This is a genomic window from Streptomyces sp. NPDC056231 (assembly GCF_048270745.1).
In the GTDB taxonomy this organism is placed as follows: Bacteria; Actinomycetota; Actinomycetes; order Streptomycetales; family Streptomycetaceae; genus Streptomyces.
In genome coordinates, this window is record NZ_JBLVKW010000026.1 from 38,746 (window position 1) to 54,270 (window position 15,525).

General features: G+C 67.7%; 18 protein-coding genes and 3 pseudogenes. 6 read left to right on the forward strand and 15 right to left on the reverse strand.

Features of this window, described 5'->3' with window-relative positions; all coding sequences use genetic code 11:
* The 5 genes from ACNPQM_RS20905 to ACNPQM_RS20925 form a co-directional block, all read right to left on the reverse strand.
* The gene (locus tag ACNPQM_RS20905) at nt 1-1,521 is read right to left on the reverse strand and encodes a Wzz/FepE/Etk N-terminal domain-containing protein (protein ID WP_418085218.1); all 1,521 of its coding nucleotides are present in this window, start codon (nt 1,519-1,521) and stop codon (nt 1-3) included.
* On the reverse strand, nt 1,518-2,915 hold the full coding sequence (locus ACNPQM_RS20910; RefSeq protein WP_418085219.1) for a Wzz/FepE/Etk N-terminal domain-containing protein: 1,398 nt from the start codon (nt 2,913-2,915) through the stop codon (nt 1,518-1,520). The genes ACNPQM_RS20905 and ACNPQM_RS20910 overlap by 4 nt, the downstream gene beginning before the upstream one ends.
* Entirely contained in the window at nt 2,912-4,177 is a 1,266-nt protein-coding gene (locus ACNPQM_RS20915) for a glycosyltransferase family 4 protein (protein WP_418085220.1), read from the reverse strand. The genes ACNPQM_RS20910 and ACNPQM_RS20915 overlap by 4 nt, the downstream gene beginning before the upstream one ends.
* Nucleotides 4,167-5,486, reverse strand: coding sequence for a nucleotide sugar dehydrogenase (locus ACNPQM_RS20920; protein ID WP_418085221.1), 1,320 nt, complete (start codon nt 5,484-5,486; stop codon nt 4,167-4,169). Before ACNPQM_RS20920 ends, ACNPQM_RS20915 begins: the two co-directional genes overlap by 11 nt.
* Nucleotides 5,487-5,559: 73 nt before the next feature.
* Complete coding sequence (locus tag ACNPQM_RS20925) at nt 5,560-7,038, reverse strand: sugar transferase (RefSeq protein ID WP_358859139.1); 1,479 nt, start codon at nt 7,036-7,038, stop codon at nt 5,560-5,562.
* A 599-nt stretch (nt 7,039-7,637) separates the two neighbouring features.
* Between ACNPQM_RS20925 and ACNPQM_RS20930 the strand changes: the two genes are divergently transcribed.
* Nucleotides 7,638-7,856 carry a hypothetical protein gene (locus tag ACNPQM_RS20930; RefSeq protein WP_418085271.1) on the forward strand — a complete coding sequence of 73 codons (219 nt, stop codon included), beginning with the start codon at nt 7,638-7,640 and terminating at the stop codon, nt 7,854-7,856.
* Nucleotides 7,777-8,511, forward strand: a pseudogene (locus tag ACNPQM_RS20935) (PP2C family protein-serine/threonine phosphatase); the annotation flags it as partial. The gene ACNPQM_RS20930 and the pseudogene ACNPQM_RS20935, both read left to right, overlap by 80 nt.
* A 162-nt stretch (nt 8,512-8,673) precedes the next feature.
* On the opposite strand, the gene ACNPQM_RS20940 reads toward ACNPQM_RS20935, so the two are convergent.
* The 9 genes from ACNPQM_RS20940 to ACNPQM_RS20980 all read right to left on the reverse strand — a co-directional run bounded on the left by ACNPQM_RS20940 (nt 8,674) and on the right by ACNPQM_RS20980 (nt 12,772).
* Complete coding sequence (locus ACNPQM_RS20940; protein ID WP_418085222.1) at nt 8,674-8,847, reverse strand: CsbD family protein; 174 nt, start codon at nt 8,845-8,847, stop codon at nt 8,674-8,676.
* A gap of 16 nt (nt 8,848-8,863) precedes the next feature.
* On the reverse strand, nt 8,864-9,271 hold the full coding sequence (locus ACNPQM_RS20945) for a gas vesicle protein K (RefSeq protein WP_418085223.1): 408 nt from the start codon (nt 9,269-9,271) through the stop codon (nt 8,864-8,866).
* On the reverse strand, nt 9,261-9,509 hold the full coding sequence (locus ACNPQM_RS20950) for a gas vesicle protein (protein WP_418085224.1): 249 nt from the start codon (nt 9,507-9,509) through the stop codon (nt 9,261-9,263). Before ACNPQM_RS20950 ends, ACNPQM_RS20945 begins: the two co-directional genes overlap by 11 nt.
* Nucleotides 9,506-10,321, reverse strand: a complete 816-nt coding sequence (locus ACNPQM_RS20955; protein WP_418085225.1) for a GvpL/GvpF family gas vesicle protein — start codon at nt 10,319-10,321, stop codon at nt 9,506-9,508. Before ACNPQM_RS20955 ends, ACNPQM_RS20950 begins: the two co-directional genes overlap by 4 nt.
* Nucleotides 10,318-10,764, reverse strand: a complete 447-nt coding sequence (locus tag ACNPQM_RS20960; RefSeq protein ID WP_418085226.1) for a gas vesicle protein — start codon at nt 10,762-10,764, stop codon at nt 10,318-10,320. Before ACNPQM_RS20960 ends, ACNPQM_RS20955 begins: the two co-directional genes overlap by 4 nt.
* A gap of 82 nt (nt 10,765-10,846) precedes the next feature.
* Nucleotides 10,847-11,098 carry a gas vesicle protein GvpG gene (locus tag ACNPQM_RS20965; RefSeq protein WP_259930026.1) on the reverse strand — a complete coding sequence of 84 codons (252 nt, stop codon included), beginning with the start codon at nt 11,096-11,098 and terminating at the stop codon, nt 10,847-10,849.
* A 9-nt stretch (nt 11,099-11,107) separates the two neighbouring features.
* Complete coding sequence (locus ACNPQM_RS20970) at nt 11,108-11,821, reverse strand: GvpL/GvpF family gas vesicle protein (protein ID WP_418085227.1); 714 nt, start codon at nt 11,819-11,821, stop codon at nt 11,108-11,110.
* A gap of 3 nt (nt 11,822-11,824) precedes the next feature.
* Complete coding sequence (locus tag ACNPQM_RS20975) at nt 11,825-12,289, reverse strand: gas vesicle structural protein GvpA (RefSeq protein WP_418085228.1); 465 nt, start codon at nt 12,287-12,289, stop codon at nt 11,825-11,827.
* Between the two features lie 87 nt (nt 12,290-12,376).
* On the reverse strand, nt 12,377-12,772 hold the full coding sequence (locus ACNPQM_RS20980; RefSeq protein WP_418085229.1) for a gas vesicle protein: 396 nt from the start codon (nt 12,770-12,772) through the stop codon (nt 12,377-12,379).
* Between the two features lie 465 nt (nt 12,773-13,237).
* On the opposite strand from ACNPQM_RS20980, the gene ACNPQM_RS20985 reads away from it, so the two are divergent.
* From ACNPQM_RS20985 to ACNPQM_RS20995, 3 genes and pseudogenes are all read left to right on the forward strand, one after another.
* Nucleotides 13,238-13,393 carry a DUF6131 family protein gene (locus ACNPQM_RS20985; RefSeq protein ID WP_418085272.1) on the forward strand — a complete coding sequence of 52 codons (156 nt, stop codon included), beginning with the start codon at nt 13,238-13,240 and terminating at the stop codon, nt 13,391-13,393.
* 73 nt (nt 13,394-13,466) lie between these two features.
* A pseudogene (locus tag ACNPQM_RS20990) lies at nt 13,467-13,688 on the forward strand (LLM class F420-dependent oxidoreductase); the annotation flags it as partial.
* Between the two features lie 143 nt (nt 13,689-13,831).
* Entirely contained in the window at nt 13,832-14,116 is a 285-nt protein-coding gene (locus ACNPQM_RS20995) for a Rieske 2Fe-2S domain-containing protein (RefSeq protein WP_418085230.1), read from the forward strand.
* Between the two features lie 34 nt (nt 14,117-14,150).
* Here the strand turns inward: ACNPQM_RS20995 and ACNPQM_RS21000 are convergent, their stop codons facing one another.
* A complete protein-coding gene (locus ACNPQM_RS21000; protein ID WP_418085231.1) occupies nt 14,151-14,540 on the reverse strand; it encodes a VOC family protein in 390 nt (129 codons plus the stop codon).
* Nucleotides 14,541-14,698: 158 nt separating this feature from the next.
* On the opposite strand from ACNPQM_RS21000, the pseudogene ACNPQM_RS21005 reads away from it, so the two are divergent.
* Nucleotides 14,699-15,060, forward strand: a pseudogene (locus ACNPQM_RS21005) (LysR family transcriptional regulator); the annotation flags it as partial.
* Nucleotides 15,061-15,525 lie beyond the last annotated feature (465 nt).

The following is a 15,525-nucleotide window of genomic DNA, read 5'->3' on the forward strand; positions in this document are numbered from 1 at the left end:
CTACCGCGCCTCCTGGTCGCTGTCCGGGACCCGTGCCGCCCACATCGGCAGCCGTTCAGCCCGCCGTCGGCCCGTCCCCTTCTGTCGGGCCAGCAGCTCGTTCTGGCCGCGCAGCGCGGTGTGCAGCCCGTCCCACAGCGTGCCGTCGGTCCGGTCACGCGGATCGGGGTCGATGAGCACCACACCGATCACCGGAATACGCTGGTCCGCGAGCTGCCGCGCCACGGTGTGCAGCCATGCCGCGCTGCCGTGCCCGGCCCGCACCACGAGCACGGTCTGCGTGCCGAGGTACTGGAGGTCGGTCCACGCCGTGCCGGGCGCCACCGAGCCGACCCCGACCCTGCGGTCCTGGTGCGACACGGGCGCGGCACGCTCGCCGCTGACCACGGTCGGGTCTCCTGGTTTCTGGCGGCGGCCTGCGAGCTGCGGGCGGGGCAGACCATCGATGATGACCACTTGCCCCTCCGGCGCCAGTGCCCTGGCGAGGTCCAGGGCGATCACGCTCGTGCTGCGCGCACACCCAAGTTCCAGCAGCGACACCGGTTCCGCGGAGCTGCGCACGGTGCGGGCCAGTGACGCGGTGAGCCGTTCGCGTGCCGCCCGGATCCGTCGGCGCTGCCACAGCCTGCCCGACCGGCGGGGCAGCTCCGCGATGACCGAGGCGCCCAGGTTCGCCGCGATCTCCCGGCGCAGCACGGGGCGGTCCGCCACCACCGCGCCTACCGCGGCCACCGCGAGCCCGAGGATGAGCCCGAGGACGAGCCCGATCGCGGCATTGGTGACAGCAGCCCTGGGCATTGAGTGCCGCACCGCGCGCGGGGTGTCCACGATCTGTGTACGGGCGATGACCTTGGGCGTGCCGATGCGTGCCTCCGCGGCGCGCTGGCCGAAATCGCTGATCCGCTCGGTGAGTTCGGTCCGGCGGGCGAAGAGGGACTCCAGGTCCGCCGACGCCGTCGGCCCACTCTTCGGCGATCCGTTTCTGATCGCCTTGTTGACCTTGGCGAGATCGTCCCGCATTCGGTCACGCTGGTCGAGCAGGGCCTTGGACTCGGCGTTCGCGGCTTCCTGCATCCGCCTCAGATGGTCCGCGACGAACGCATCGGCCAGCGCCTTGGCGCGGGCCACCGCTTCCGCATCGCTGTCAGCCGTCACATTGATCTGCAGCAGGTTGTTGGTCAAGCCGATGGCCTGGTAGTTCCGCATGAAGTCCTCTGGTTTTTCCGGGGAGTCGAGGGACTTCAGGGCCTTGTCGGCGATCCGCGTGGTTTGCAGCAGCGCGATGTCGGTGCGGATCAGCGTTCCGGGGTCGTTCGGCTGGTCCTCCTGATGCGCGACCAGCACCTTGGTCACCGCGGTCGGCGGCGATGGCAGCAGGACCGCCACCGCCGCGCCGACGAGCAGCCCCAGCAGCGCCATGGAGCACCAGAGGCGGCGCCGCCTCCGCACCGCCACTACCAGCGCCTGCAGGTCCAGCAGCGGAGCGGCGGCCGACGACTCCGAAGATGTGCTCGTCGTCACCTTGAACCTCCCGTTGCGTCGCCGCCCACCACGAGCGCCGGCATGGCGGCATTTCGAGGACGGCCGACGGATTGCGTCGAACGGACCCGGACCGTGCCGGCGAGGACGATGCCGACGACCTCGTGCTTGGCGTCCGCACATGCCTCGGCGATGCCGGCGAGGTCCCCTGCGGTCCAGCTGCCCGCGCTGAGGACGACCAGGGCACCGGACTCGTTGTCGCGGTCCGGCACCATCGGCTGGGACACCGAAACCTCCACCACCCGCAGCACGGGGTATCCCCTGCTCGAAGAGCTTGGGGAAGGATCCCTCTCGGCCTCGGCGGCGAGCTGTCCGGCGGCCCGGCGGGCGATCGTGTCGCCGTCCGGGACGACAACCAGCAGCCGCCGGGGGGCGGGCAGTTGGTCCCGGAGGCGGGCGCACACCCGCCGGTAGCGGATCTGTCTGCCGGCCTCGTCGCCGGACGTCTGCGGGGTCGGTAGGTCCCACCGGGTGTCGACACCGAGGAGTCGGCGGATCCGGGCCCGTTGGCCACGGTCTTCCGGCCGGTGCGCGGGCCGTTCATCAGGTACGTCGACGGTGCCGAGCAGCGCCGAGCCCAGTGCCGCGGCGATCTCCGGTTGGGTGCGCAGTCGGCGGTTCATCCGGGCGGCGGTGAGATGGCCGATGACCGCGAGCAGGAAGAACAGCAGCGCCCCGGCGACGATGAGCTGCATCCTCGTCGGCGGCGCCTCGCCGGTCGGCCGGGCCGCCGGCCCCATGACGACCATGTTGGCCTTGCCGGTCGCCGGGTCGGCCTGGTCCAGCTTGGTGATGGCCTCCTGCAGTGAGGTGCGCAGCTTCTCGAGCTCGGTGCGGGTCTGCACGCTCTCCACGGTCTGCCCCGGATCGGCCGCATTGGCCAGGTCAGTGATGCGGCGGTTGGTCTCCACCGCCTTCTGCCGCAGCACCTCGGTCCCCGTAGCCGCGTCGAGGTCGGTGCTGCCGCCTGCGATCCGCGCGGCGAATTTGATGAATTGCTGGGCCATTTGGTCGGAGAGCTGCTGCGCGCGCTTCGGGGTGTCGGCTGTACCCGAGATCTTGATGATGTTCCCGTCGGCGGCCTTGGCACTCACTCGATCCCGCAGTTCGCCGCCGCTGACGCCCTTCCAGCCGAGCTTGGCGGCCGCGCGGTCGACCACCGACGAACTGGTCGCGATGTCCACCTGAGTCAGCAGCTCGCGCTCTTCCCACTGCCCCGGCAGCAGTACCGATGCCGACGCCGTGTACCGCGGCGGGAACACCACCGAGGCGCCGTAGCCGACGAGCGCGCCCACCACGGCGAGGACCGCGAGAAGCCGCCACCGTCGACGGAGAATCCGCCCGATCGTGACCAGACGGATCGTGTCATCGCTCAACTGCGCTGCCTCTTCCCCGTTCGGACCGGGTCGCCCGTCGACACCGGGGTGTGGTCACGGCAGGCGGCGGCGTAGGCAGCGAGCAGCGACGCTTGCGAGTTCCGCCAGGAAAGCTGCCCGCTGACCCGCTCCTGGCCGATCTTGCCCATCCGGGCCCGCTGCTCCGGATCGTCAAGGAGCAGCGCGATGAGCTTGGCAAATTCGGCCTCGTCGTTGGCGGGCGCGTAGACGGCGGCGTCACCGGCGGAGACGCGCGCCTCCTTCAGGTCGAACGAGACGATGGGCCGGCCCATTGCCATGTACTCCAGGACCTTGTTCATGGTCGACACGTCGTTGAGTGGATTGCGCGGGTCGGGGGAAAGGCACACGTCCGCGGTGGACAGGTAGCGCACCAGGTCAGCGTCCGGAATGCGCCCGGTGAACTGCACCTGCTCACCGAGCTCGAGCCGCCGGGACAGCTCCACCATCGCGTCGAAGGCGTCGCCGGAGCCGACGAACACCGCATGCCAGTCGGTCCTCCCGAACTCGTCGCGGAGCTTCGCAAGCGCCCGCAAGGCGTAGTCGACGCCGTCCTGAGGGCCCATGACGCCGAGGTAGCACAGCAGATGAGGCTTGTCGCGCTTCAACTCCGGCTCGGGCGGCACCGGTTGGAATCGGTCGGTCTGGGGCGCGCTGCGCACCACGAAAACGTCCGATGGCCGCCGACCGCCACGGCGCACCGCGACGTCCCGGTAGCTCTCGTTCGTGGCGAGCACGACGTCCGCGGCCCGGTAGGTCAGCCGTTCCAGCGCGCACACGGCGCGATAGAGCAGATCCTCGCCGCGGTCGAACCGGGAGAGGTACAGCTCGGGTACCAGGTCGTGCTGGTCGAAGACGAACCGCGCCCCGCGCCGCTTCATCCACAGCGCGGGTAGGAACAGCAGGTCCGGCGGGTTGCAGGCGTGCACCACGTCGACCGGGCCGACCTTGCGGGCCAGCCGGACCGTGTGCCACAACGCCGTTCCGTACTCCCGCAGGTAGCCGGCCGGCCCTCCGGTGGCCGCGCGCAACGGGTAGCGGTGGATCCGCACCCCGTCGATCTCCGCCTCCGGCTCCGTGTCCCGCTTACTCCCCTGGGGACAAATGACGTGCACCTTCCAGCCTGCGTCGCGCAGTGTCGTGCACTCCTGCCACACCCGCCGGTCGAACGGCACCGACAGGTTCTCCACCAGGATCAGCGCGCGCCGGTCCGCCCGGTCGCCGCTGGTCGTGTTACCAAGCAAGGCCCATGTACCCCGGTTCGGCCCGGCGCGTCTCGGCGTCGGGAAGGTGGATGAGGTCGACAATCACCGGGCCGTCGGCGCCATGGGGCAGCGCCGACAGCACGGCCGGATCCCTGGTCCCGACGAGGCACACCTCGGCGTGCTCAAGCACCTCGTCGACGGAATCCGCGAGCAGCTGCGCGAGGTGTGGCAGCCGGGTCTCGATGTACTCGCGGTTCGCGCCGAGCAGCCGGGAGAGGCTCACGTTGGCGTCGTAGATCCGCAGGTCGTAACCCTTGCCGAAGAGCCTCTCCGCCAGCTCGACGAGCGGGCTCTCGCGGAGGTCGTCGGTGCCGGGTTTGAAGGACAACCCGAACAGGCCCGCCCGGCGCTTGCCGGTGCGCTCGACCAGCTCCACCGCGCGCTGCAGATGGTCGGAGTTGGAGGGCAGCACGTGGGAGAGGATGGGCACCGAGACATTGGCCCGCTGCGCCGTGTGGACCAGGCTGCGCAGGTCCTTGGGCAGGCAGGAGCCGCCGAAGGCGAAGCCGGGCCGTAGGTAGGCGGGGCTGATGTTCAGCTTGCGGTCGGCCAGGAACACGTCCATCACCTGGTGCGAGTCCACCCCGAGCGCCTGGTACACCGCGCCCAGCTCGTTCGCGAAGCCGATCTTGAGGCCGTGGAACGCGTTGTCCGCGTATTTGATCGCCTCGGCCGTCGGGATCGGTACCCGGAACACCTCGCCGGGCAGGCCGTCGTACAGCGCCAGCACCGCATCGCCGCTTGCCGGGTCGAGCTCACCGATGACGGTCTTGGGCGGGTCGAAGAAGTCCCGCACGCTCGTGCCCTCGCGCAGGAACTCCGGGTTGACCGCGACCCCGATGTCCATCCCGGCCGTGCCGCCGACGTACTTCTCCAGGATCTGTACCAGCAGGTTCAGGCAGGTGCCCGGGATCATGGTGCTGCGGAACACCACGGTGTGCCAGCCACCCCGCTCGGCCAGCGCGGCGCCGATCTGCTCGGTGACCCGCTCCAAGTACGTGGTGCACAGGCTGCCGTTGGGCTCCGACGGCGTGCCCACGCAGACCAGCGAAATCTCGCTGCCCATGATCGCCTCGCGGACGTCGCCGGTAGCGCGCAACGCTCCGGTCCGCACGACCTCGGCGATGAGCTCGCCGATACGCTCCTCGACCACCGGGGCCTTGCCGTCGTTGACCAGGTCGACCTTCACCTGGTTCACGTCCACTCCGATGACCTCGTGACCCATGCTGGCCAGGCACGCGGCCGACACGCAGCCCACGTAGCCAAGCCCGAAAACGCTGACTCTCATGACCCGTTCCTCTCCCCAGGCAGGCCCTCCCGGCCTGCGGTCCGGGCGCCGGCCGGACGGCGACCCCCGCGCATCAGTAGGCCCCCTGCCCGTAGAGCACCGCACGCAGCGTCTTCCACAAGATCACTGTGTCCAGGGCGAGCGACCAGTCCTCCACGTAGCGCAGATCCAGCCTGACCGCCTCCTCCCACGCCAGGTCGCTGCGTCCGCTGATCTGCCACAGGCCGGTGAGCCCGGGCTTGACCAGCAGCCGCCGCCGGATGTCCGGGCCGTACGCAGCGGACTCTCCCGGCAACGGAGGCCGCGGACCGACGAGCGACATCGATCCGGTGAGCACGTTGAAAAGCTGCGGGAGCTCGTCGATCGAGTACCGGCGCAGCACTGCTCCCACCCGGGTCACCCGCGGATCCCGGCGGAGCTTGAACAGCAGGCCGGCGCCCTCGTTGCGGTCGGCCAGTTCGGCACGTGCCCTGTGAGCCCCGGCGACCATGGTGCGGAACTTGAGAATGGTGAACTCGCGGCCGTCCTTGCCGACCCTGCGCTGGCGGTAGAACACCCCACCCCGACTGTCCACCAGCACGAGCAGCCCGACGAACACCATCAGCGGCGCGAAAAGGATCAGCAGGATTGCCGCGCCCATCCGGTCGACGACCCCTTTGACTGCCCGGCGGCCCCCGGTGAAGGTCGGCATGCTGACCCGCAGCAGCGGGATCCCGAGCACCGCGTCGATGCGCAGCCGCGGGCCGGCCACCTCCATCAGCACGGGGGCCACGACCATCTCGGCGTCGCTGCCTTCGAGGTTCCAAGCAAGCCGCTGCAGCCGGTCCGGTGACCAGTGCGGGTCCGGTGCGACCGCGACGACACGGTAGCCGTCGCGGTGGACGTGGCCCGCGACATCCGCCAGTCGGCCGACGACCGGCACTCCGTCCAGTTGGTCACCGTCGAGCCCGAGACCGTCCGTCGTGCACACCGCATCCACCCGCCAGCCGAGGTGCGGGAACTTGCGGGTTCGGGTGACCAGGTCGCTGACAGTGGCCAGGCTCCCGGCAGCGAGCACCGGTCGCAGGCACCGTCCTTCCTTCCGCTGTTTGTGCAGCCAGAGGCGCAGCAGATACCGCTCCGTCATGGTGATGAGCGCGATCGCGGGGATCGCGACGAAGATCCAGAGCTTGATGTTGCGCGAGGCGAGGGCGATCCCGCCGAGCGCCAGTACGACGGTCGCCGCGAACAGTGAGCGTCCGAGCCGGCGGAATTCCTCGGCGCCCTGGCCGAGTACGGCCGGAGCCCACGACCGGCTCACCGCAAGCGCCCCCAGCACCAGCAGCTCGGTGCCGAATGCGAGAATGCCCCACTTCTCATGCCAGTTGGCCGCGTCCCGGACCCCGAAGAAGTTGCCGATGGCCGCCACCACGAAGGCGGTGGCCACGGTATCGCTGGTGATCACGGCATGGCGGTACCGCTGCTCCCATTCGATAGCGGGCTGTCTGATCGCGTCGTTCGCCAGACGCTCGCGCGCCGACGAAAGCGGGCTGACTAGTCCCCCTTGCCGCACAGAACCCCCCAGGTCCCCAGTGGCTCGACGTGTTCGCCCGACACTGCTCCTCCTCCCGGGAGGCCCACGCCCCCCGCACTGTCCCTCCCTTCGGGAGGCCTACGCCGGCCACGTGACATCCCGGCTAGGCCCGGACCGTGCGGCCCGAGCGCTGATCGGTCCCGGCGTGACGCCGAGAGCGCACACTTTGGCCCGATCGCCTGATTTGCGGCAGACACCTCGATGCGTGTTACGAAATGCAGACATTTACGTCACACACGCATGCAATTGGCACGCATTCAACTACCCGGGTGCCCGTCAATCACTGACCACTGCATCCACCCGCTCGATACGGGCACACTCGGCACAGCGCGCGCCACGCCAACCCGCGCGCACCACGGCTCACCCCTGCGAGACCGGCGCGGAATTCTGTAACAGTCGTCGCTCGACCGGTCTCGAACGGGCTTTCTGCTACCCGGAGAAAGGAGAAAGAGGGTTCTACCTTCCTGCCGTCGCCAGCCGACGACCGCCGATCATTGCGCGGCGGACACAACGGTGGGTGCGAGTCGCGCGCTGCCGCTTGGGCGGCCGACAAATCCGGAATGCTCGAGGAAACATCAATGGCTCGTCCACCTGCGCTCAAGCTCGCCGAGGTCCTAGCGGAAATCCGGATGAGTGCGTCGGCCTTCTACCGCCTACGCGCTCGCGGTCAGGCACCCCGAATGATCAAGCTGCCCCATGGTGAATTGCGCTGTCGTCGCAGGGGGCACCTACGACTACAGCCTCGACCACGCCACCCTGCATCTGGCCGTCACCGACGCCATGGGCCACGACGTTGACGCCTCCCTCATCGCCTCCCTCCTGGTCAACGCCTCCCGCGGCGCCCGCCGCGCCGAGGAGGACCTTGCCGAACAAGCCCGCCAGACCAATCAGGCCCTCCTCGACCAGGGCGGGGGCGCCTTCGCCACCGGCCAGCTCCTGCGCATCGCCCTGGACGGGTCCGGCGCACAGCTCGTCAACGCCGGCCACCCCTGGCCACTGCGCCTGCGCGATGGCACAGTCGACGAAGTACGCCTGGACACCGACCTGCCCTTCGGCGTGCACGCACCCGGCCGCTACCGGGTCCAGGACCTCGACCTTGACCCAGGCGACCGCCTGGTGCTCTACACCGACGGCATGCAAAAACGCCAAGCGGAATCCGTCGACCTGCCCGACATGATCCACAACACCGCTGGCGACCACCCCCACGAGGTCGTCCGGACCCTGACCCAAGCTGTCACCGATGCCTGCCACGGACACCCGGCAGACGACGCCACCATCGTGTGCCTGGACTGGCACGGACCCCAGCCCGCTGGCCGCACGCCCAAGCCGGAGCCGACAGGTAAGCACTGCCGCGCCCCGTGCGGCCCGGCCGCGCACTCGGCGCCCCGGGTGCCCGATCGACGAAAGACCAGTCGGCGAACCTATGGGGCTGGGTCAGAGGCCCCGAGGTAGTTCGCGCGGTCCTCGTCGTCGAGCTCGAAGGCGCCCTCAGGGATGATGCAGAACTTATCGCCCTCAAGGCCCGCCATCAACAGGAACCCCCGTCGTCGTACAGTGGAGGCGGCCTCGGCCGCGAGGGGGTGCGGCAGCGGGCCAGTGCTACATGTCTTTCTTTCAGTGCCTGAAGGTGTCCTTGCCCTTCTCCACTGCCTGCTGCAGTTTGCCCTTCATCTTTTGGGCCCTCCCCTTTCCCTCCAGCCGTTCGTTACCCACGGCCCGCCCGACCGTTTCCTTTGTTTTCCCCTCCGCGATTTTGCCAATGTTCTTGGACTTCTTTCCGATACCCATGTCGCTCTCCCTGGGCTCATTCGGGTGGTGGCAGCAGCGTTCCGAGAGGCCCGAGATCCAAGTTGAGATCTTGCATGGAAAGGTCGTATCGAGAACAGAGTTCAATCATACGACTGTGCAGAATCATCAAAGTTGCTCCGAGGCGCTCCTCCTGTTCCTCAGTGAGGTCTCCTGCGTCGACCCGCTGAAGGGCCTGGCGTTCCATGAGCTGTCGTAGCAGCTCGACGAGTGTGAGTACGAGTTTGATCAGGTCCCGTTCCACTGTGTCCGGATCGGTAGTGATCCGCTGGGCCGGCCTTCGCACCTCCGCACCGCCCCGGGGCAGGATGTCCTGCGGCACTGCGGGCAGCATGCGGAAGGCGCGGGCGGCGGCATCGGCGACCTCGTCCAGGCGGCTTCCGGGCGGATGGACTTCACCTGTCATGGTCGTCTCTTATGGGTGCTGAGATGGCATGCCACGGGGAAGGATTCTGTTCGCTGATGGAGACGATCAGCGCGCGCAGCGATATGCGTACGAGGTCGATATCGGCGATGGAGAGCACGACATCACCGGTGAGGACCACGCCTCCGCTGAGCAACCGGTCCAGCAGGTCGATCAGTGCGATCTGCCGTTGCGGCAGCGGCTCCTCCGGCGTGGCCTCCGACCTGCTCGCCGCCCTCACGGCGTGGCCCCCTTCAGCGGTTCGGCTTCGGCGAGGGTGGCGAAGGAGTACGGGGCCCACGGCCCGGTGACTTCGACGCGTACCCCGGGTAGTCCTTCTGCGGCCTGCATGACATCGGCGCGGAAGTCTTCGGCCTGTTGCAGCGGCACAAGGTAGGCGTCGTTGATGACGTTCTCTCCCGGCCCGCGGGCGAGTTCGCCTTGCTGCGGCCGGTGCTGGACGCGATCAACCGCATAAGCGCGGGCGGCGACCTCGACCCGCTCGGCTGCCTGTTCGGCGTCTCGACAGGCGTCTTCGCGGGCGTGTCGCTGTGCTCTTCGCTGGCTGAGGTAGGCCCGCCCGGGGCTCAGACCTGCATCTGTGGGTGGGCCTACTGGCCTCTCGGTCCCAGCGGCCGCTTCGACATAGATCTTGACGCCCCATTCCACCTGCGCTGCCAGGTCGGTCAGTCTGCCGGCAAACGCCTCGTGGCGGGTCCGGAGCATGAGTCGCACCCGCTCGTCGTCGAGGTATACCGTCGCCAGACGCAGTGGCAGGACGGCGGTGCGGGCGGCCAAGGCCTCAATCACCCGGTTATGGGCGCGGGCGACTGACTCCAGCCAGTCCAAGTCCTCAAGATGCGCTCGCAGCGCGGCTTCTTGGAAGTCTCGCTCGGGTACCGGGCTCACGGCGACCACCACATCGTCGCTGTGTTCGACACGCACGAGATGCACCGGCGCCTCCGCCACTCCAGGGAGCCCGGACAGAGCCTTCTCCAGCGATCCGTCGGCGTCCCGTGCTACGGCGTACGCATAGGAGATCGTGGCAGTCATGGCTCGTCCCGCCTCTCGCTGCGGGGGCTGGGCTCTGCTCGTTTGGTGCGTGAGGTGCGCCGGGGAGCCGCAGCGCGGCTCTCCTCGTCCCTGACCCGTGGCAGCTCACGGTCCTCGCGCAGCGCCGTGATTTCAGCCTGCAGCCGTTTGTTCTCCTCGGCGAGTGAGTGGTATCCGTCGTTGGCGCGTGACGACAGTGAGGGGTCGTGCTCCCACCAGTCAATGCCCATTTCCTTCGCTTTGTCCACAGAAGCGATCAGCAGGCGCAGCTTGATGGTAAGTAGTTCGATGTCGAGGAGGTTGATCTGGATATCGCCTGCGATGACGATGCCCTTGTCCAGGACGCGCTCCAGGATGTCGGCGAGATTGGCCGAGGAGCCCTGGCCATACGGGGCGGACCTGGACGGGAGGTCGCCCAGCCTCCTGGCGACGGGTTCGGTCACGACCGCTGCACCTCAATTCCCTGGTATCCCGGAGCTTTGACGGGAGCCCGTGGCAATGCGCCCGTTCCACCGGCTGCCGCTCTCAGGTATCGACGCCCTGGACATGGGCCCTGATCTCGTCCAGCCGGTCCAGCAACTCGTCCTCGCGCCGGTCGAAGGTTTCCTCGTCGATGTCTCCCGCTACGAGCGCTCGCTCAAGTGCGGCGAGTTCCCGTTCGACGGGTGCCGGGTCGTAGTACTCGTTCTCCGCGGCCTCGACGACGCGCTCCATGACCCAGGCCACGCCGCGCACCGGCGCCAGCGGAAGAGTCGCGAGTTGAGTCAGCAGTCCCATGAGGACTCCTTAGACGAAGCTGTAGGCGGGCAGCGGGCCGACCAATCGCAGGTCGAAGTCCTCGCCCAGTTCCTTGGCGATGTCCTGTTCCGCGCCGAGGAAGGTCTTCTCGTTGTCCCGCTCCACAAGGAAGGACACATTCAAGAAGTCGTTCCCGGTCGGCTGCGACGAGCGTTCTTCCCGCGCGAGTCCGCGCAGCGCATCGAGGACTGCGACGGCGAGCCGATCCTGCCGCGCCTGCACTTCTTGGGAGACCAGCTCCCCGAGGGCGAGCGGCAGTTCCGGGCTGCTGCGGCCGCTTCTGATCTCGTCGTTGAGCTCGCGTGCCTCGTCGGACTCCTGAAGGATCTGGCGCAGCAGCGCATCCTCGTCCTGGGCGGCCTTCAGGTGGTATTCCACGCAGCCCTCCAGCGCCCGCAAGCGTTCGCTGAAATTATCCGTGCGGTCCTCCAGGACCGCTCGTACAGCGTCGTCGTCCACGGTGGTGAAGCCGAACTGCAGCGGCAAAACGGTGCCGTCGGTCATCAGCTGTTCCTGGACGGACTGGTGTGCGCTGAGGTCTCGGCGTTTGGGACGCAGCTCCTCGGGCGCGTCGCTGACGACCGCGGACAGCATTTCGGTGCGCACCGTGCGTAGCGTTGCAGGCGGGTCCCCCACCCCGTGGAGGCCGTCCAAGCGCTGCGGATGGGTGGCCCTGACAATGGAATACACGTATACAGCCATGGTTCACTCCTCGCGGCGCCGGGCGGCAGTCCGACGCCGCGGCCGCTCTCGCCTCTCCTCGGGCTCCTTGCGCCTCTTTTCTGACTGATCGGCCTCCTCGTCGTCATGCCCTCCCTTCAGGGCATCGGTCAGCACCTCAGCGGCCCCACTCAGAGCACCCTTGACTTTCCCATGGGCACCGCCCTCGGTCACCTCGCCGACCAGGTCGGTCAGCTGAGACGGAGCCTTGCGGCCCTCCTCCAAGTCGAGGCGGTTGCAGGCCTCCGCGAAGCGCAGGTAGGTATCCACGCTCGCCACGACGATGCGGGCATCGATCTTGAGGATCTCGATGCCCACCAAGGACACACGTACAAAGACATCGATCACCAGGCCGCGGTCCAGAATCAGCTCGAGGATGTCGTAAAGGTTCCCCGACCCTCCTCCGCCGGCCCTGGAAATGGTTCCTCCGCCTTGCGGCACCATAGTCATGGTGCCTCCCTTCAGCAGCTCACCCGTGGCTCCGAACGAGGCCGTTTCCGTTCGACCGGCGAGCGGTGCAGCAATGGTGTTCCGGCCCTAGCCACGCGGGTCGATCTGGGCTCGGGTGTAGCGGCGGGTGCGCTCGTACGCCAGAAGTTCGCCTTCCTCGTCCAGCGTCACCCGGTAACTCGCCATCACACTGGTAGTGCTGGGGATACGCTCCAGCTCCAAAACTTCCACGTCCGCCTGCCAGCCGCCCTCCGTCGGCTTCACCGCCGAGACGGACTCGGGTGCTCGCCCCAAAAGCTCCTGGAGCTGCTCAGCCGCATACCGCATGGCCCGCGGGGCCGAAACCCGACGGGCCGCACGCTTCGTTTCGCTCGTGCGGCTGCTGGCCCGTCCCGTGCTGGTTTTTCTGGTGGCCTTCTTGACGGGCTTCTTGCTGGACTGACGCCGATCGCGTCCTGTCTCGTCCTCTTCGCCTACGGCCATGTTCCCGCTCCGGAATCGGAGACGTCATGATGCCCGCGTCACCTTCACAGGACGCCGTTCCATGATATACGGCCTCGGCTGACCGCATCTCGGAGCTCGCCCCGTTGCTTCAGCGCCGGGCGCAGCCTGCTAACCGCGTGCCGTAACCTCCCCACTGGCTGCATAGCGCCATCGCTGCCGCATAAGAAACGCTTTGAGTGGTGCGGTGGTGGGCGCGCTGTCCCCCAAGGAGGGAGTCGCTCCCACTGAAGCCCTGGGCGCTGATGACGAACGCAAACGGCGATCAGTATCATGCGCGTTTCACCAGTGGTGGAACGTCGGTGTTCACTCTTTTGACCTCTCCGACGGCCCACTGTCGGAGAACAGGTCATGGCAGGCGCATGCCCATTCCCTGAGCAGTTGCCCTTGCGGTACGCAGGGATCACAGTAAAAAAGGAGAGGGCATGTGTGAGATCGGAGCACATCGTGATCATTCTCGGAATTATTTTGCTTGTCGTCGGGTTCGTGACCGGGATCGCCATACTCTGGACAATCGGGATTGTTCTCGCGGTTATCGGGGTTGTCTTGTGGATCTTGGGGTCGCTGGGGCACGCGGTCGCTGGTCGAAGGCACTACTGGTAGCCCGGCAGAGTCTCGCCACTCAGCGACTTGTGGAGGTTTTCTCTGGCCCCTGGTTGGAGGCCGCCACAGTTTTCAGGTACCGCCGACCCCGAAACACTTCGGCAGGTCTCCGAACTGGTCACCGAAGGCATAGTCCGTGACAACGTCGTCTGCGGCGACGATGTGGATGAGCATGTGCGGGCGGTCCGCGCTTATGTGGAGGCAGACTTCGACGAGGTGTTACGTCAACCAGATCGGACCGGATCAGCAGGGGTTCTTCGACCTCTACAGCACCAGCATCCTGCCTCAGTTTCGTGATAGCTGCAGACTGATTCATGACCGGACGCTCCTCCGTCACGACGTGCACAACGGGGCACTCACATGTCCCGGTCAATGCGGAAGCCGAGGAGCCATGGCTACAATCCAGGCCGCGGTCGCCAAACACTTCGTCGCGACCGCTTGCGCACCAGCCACGTCGACTCGGTGAACGACATCTCGCCCAGTAGCGGAACCGTCGTGCAACTGCCGGGAAAACGGTGGGCGGTGTACCGCGACGAGGTGGGGTACGCCAGCGCGCTCTCTGCGCGCTGCACACACCTCGGTTGTCTGGTGCAGTTCAATGACGCCGAGCAAGTCTGGGAGTGCCCCTGCTACGGCTCCCGCTTCGCCACGGACGGTTCGGTCCTGCACGGCCCCGCGACCCGGCCGCTGGAGCCACATGAGGTTCCGGGCGCCAAGGACTAGCCAGCGGCTGTCCGATGGGTCGCCGTGTGGATCCTCAGGCGTCCTGCGGGTACCAGCGCAGTTCCACGGTGTTGCCGTCCGGGTCCTGCACATAGAGGGAGGCCGCGGTGCCCTGGGTGCCGAAGCGCTCGCCAGGACCGTCCAGCACCGTGAAGACGTCGGAATCGATGACCTGCTGCCAGTCGAGCGGCTCGACCACCAGGCAGATGTGGTCGACGTTGGAGCCCTCTGGCCGCTCGTCGGACGCCTCGACGAGGTCGATGATGGCGGTGGGGCTCACCCGCACGGACGGGAAGGAGACCTTGCCGGCCCGCCACTTCTCCACCCGCACCGGTTGCAGTCCCAGCGGGCCGGTGTAGAAGGCGAGCGAGCGCTCGATGTCGGCGACGTTCAGGACGAGGTGGTCGAAGGCAATCACGCGCATGGGCGTCTCTGCAGGGTCGGGTCGGCCGGGGCGCCGGTGGTGGTACGACGGGGCCGGCGGCTCCGGGCCTCGCCGGCCCGGGGCGGTGGCTGTTCGCTGACTGTCTTGGCCTGCCCTTGACTTCAGCATTGCCGAGCAGGCATCCATTGGTCCAACGCATGTTTGTCATCCGATCCATCGTGTTTCACATTGGATCAATGGAGATCTCCAGCAGATGCGCTACGGCCTCGCGGTAGCGGAGACCGCGAGCTTCACCCGCGCCGCCGAGTGGTGCCACGTCGTCCAGTCCGCGCTCAGCCACCAAGTGGCCCGGCTGGAGAAGGAGCTGAGTGCCCGGCTGTTCGAGCGGACCGGCCGCCGGGTGCGGCTACCGACCACTGCCGGAGAGGCGTTCCTGCCCGCCGCCCGCCAGGCCCTGGGGGCGGCTGAGCAGGCCAGGGCGGAGGTGGCGGCGGCCACCCCGTCGTATCGATTCGCACTGCTGCGGGGACATACGTACGCGACGTTGCTTGTGGACCTCGACCCGGCGACCGATCGATGTGCTGCCCAGCAGGGAAGCCGCGCCAGCGCCCGGTGGCTCGCCGACCATCCTGAGGTGGAGGTCATCTGCCAGGACCGCGGTTCCACCTACGCCGAGGTAGCTGTGGAGAAGACTGTGCCAGGACAAATGCACATGCGTTCGGTCCGCGTTCGCCGATACGGGCACGCCTCTTCCGAAGCGGACCATTCTTTGGCCCCGGACGGAACCACGGACGTCCGCGCCGCATCGTCGCCGGTATCCGCGAACGGCACCCGGTCGCGCACGAACTCCTCTCTCAGGGATGCCCCGTTGCGTGGAGTCAGCCGGGATTTGCAGCTCGACTACCACCCGGTCCGACGCCATGCCAGCACTCCAGATGTCGACGATCTGCTGGTCAAGGTCACCTCCCGCCGGACGCTGGTGGACGACTTGAAGCCGTACATCTACAAGCGGTTCGCTGAGGCT

Coding starts and splice junctions, on each gene's coding strand:
- ACNPQM_RS20930 (WP_418085271.1), top strand. CDS start 7,638: ATGGCTCGTCCACCTGCGCTCAAGCTCGCCGAGGTCCTAGCGGAAATC.
- ACNPQM_RS21000 (WP_418085231.1), bottom strand. CDS start 14,540: ATGCGCGTGATTGCCTTCGACCACCTCGTCCTGAACGTCGCCGACATC.
- ACNPQM_RS20945 (WP_418085223.1), bottom strand. CDS start 9,271: ATGACAGGTGAAGTCCATCCGCCCGGAAGCCGCCTGGACGAGGTCGCC.
- ACNPQM_RS20970 (WP_418085227.1), bottom strand. CDS start 11,821: ATGGCTGTATACGTGTATTCCATTGTCAGGGCCACCCATCCGCAGCGC.
- ACNPQM_RS20955 (WP_418085225.1), bottom strand. CDS start 10,321: ATGACTGCCACGATCTCCTATGCGTACGCCGTAGCACGGGACGCCGAC.
- ACNPQM_RS20920 (WP_418085221.1), bottom strand. CDS start 5,486: ATGAGAGTCAGCGTTTTCGGGCTTGGCTACGTGGGCTGCGTGTCGGCC.
- ACNPQM_RS20940 (WP_418085222.1), bottom strand. CDS start 8,847: ATGGGTATCGGAAAGAAGTCCAAGAACATTGGCAAAATCGCGGAGGGG.
- ACNPQM_RS20975 (WP_418085228.1), bottom strand. CDS start 12,289: ATGACTATGGTGCCGCAAGGCGGAGGAACCATTTCCAGGGCCGGCGGA.
- ACNPQM_RS20980 (WP_418085229.1), bottom strand. CDS start 12,772: ATGGCCGTAGGCGAAGAGGACGAGACAGGACGCGATCGGCGTCAGTCC.
- ACNPQM_RS20965 (WP_259930026.1), bottom strand. CDS start 11,098: ATGGGACTGCTGACTCAACTCGCGACTCTTCCGCTGGCGCCGGTGCGC.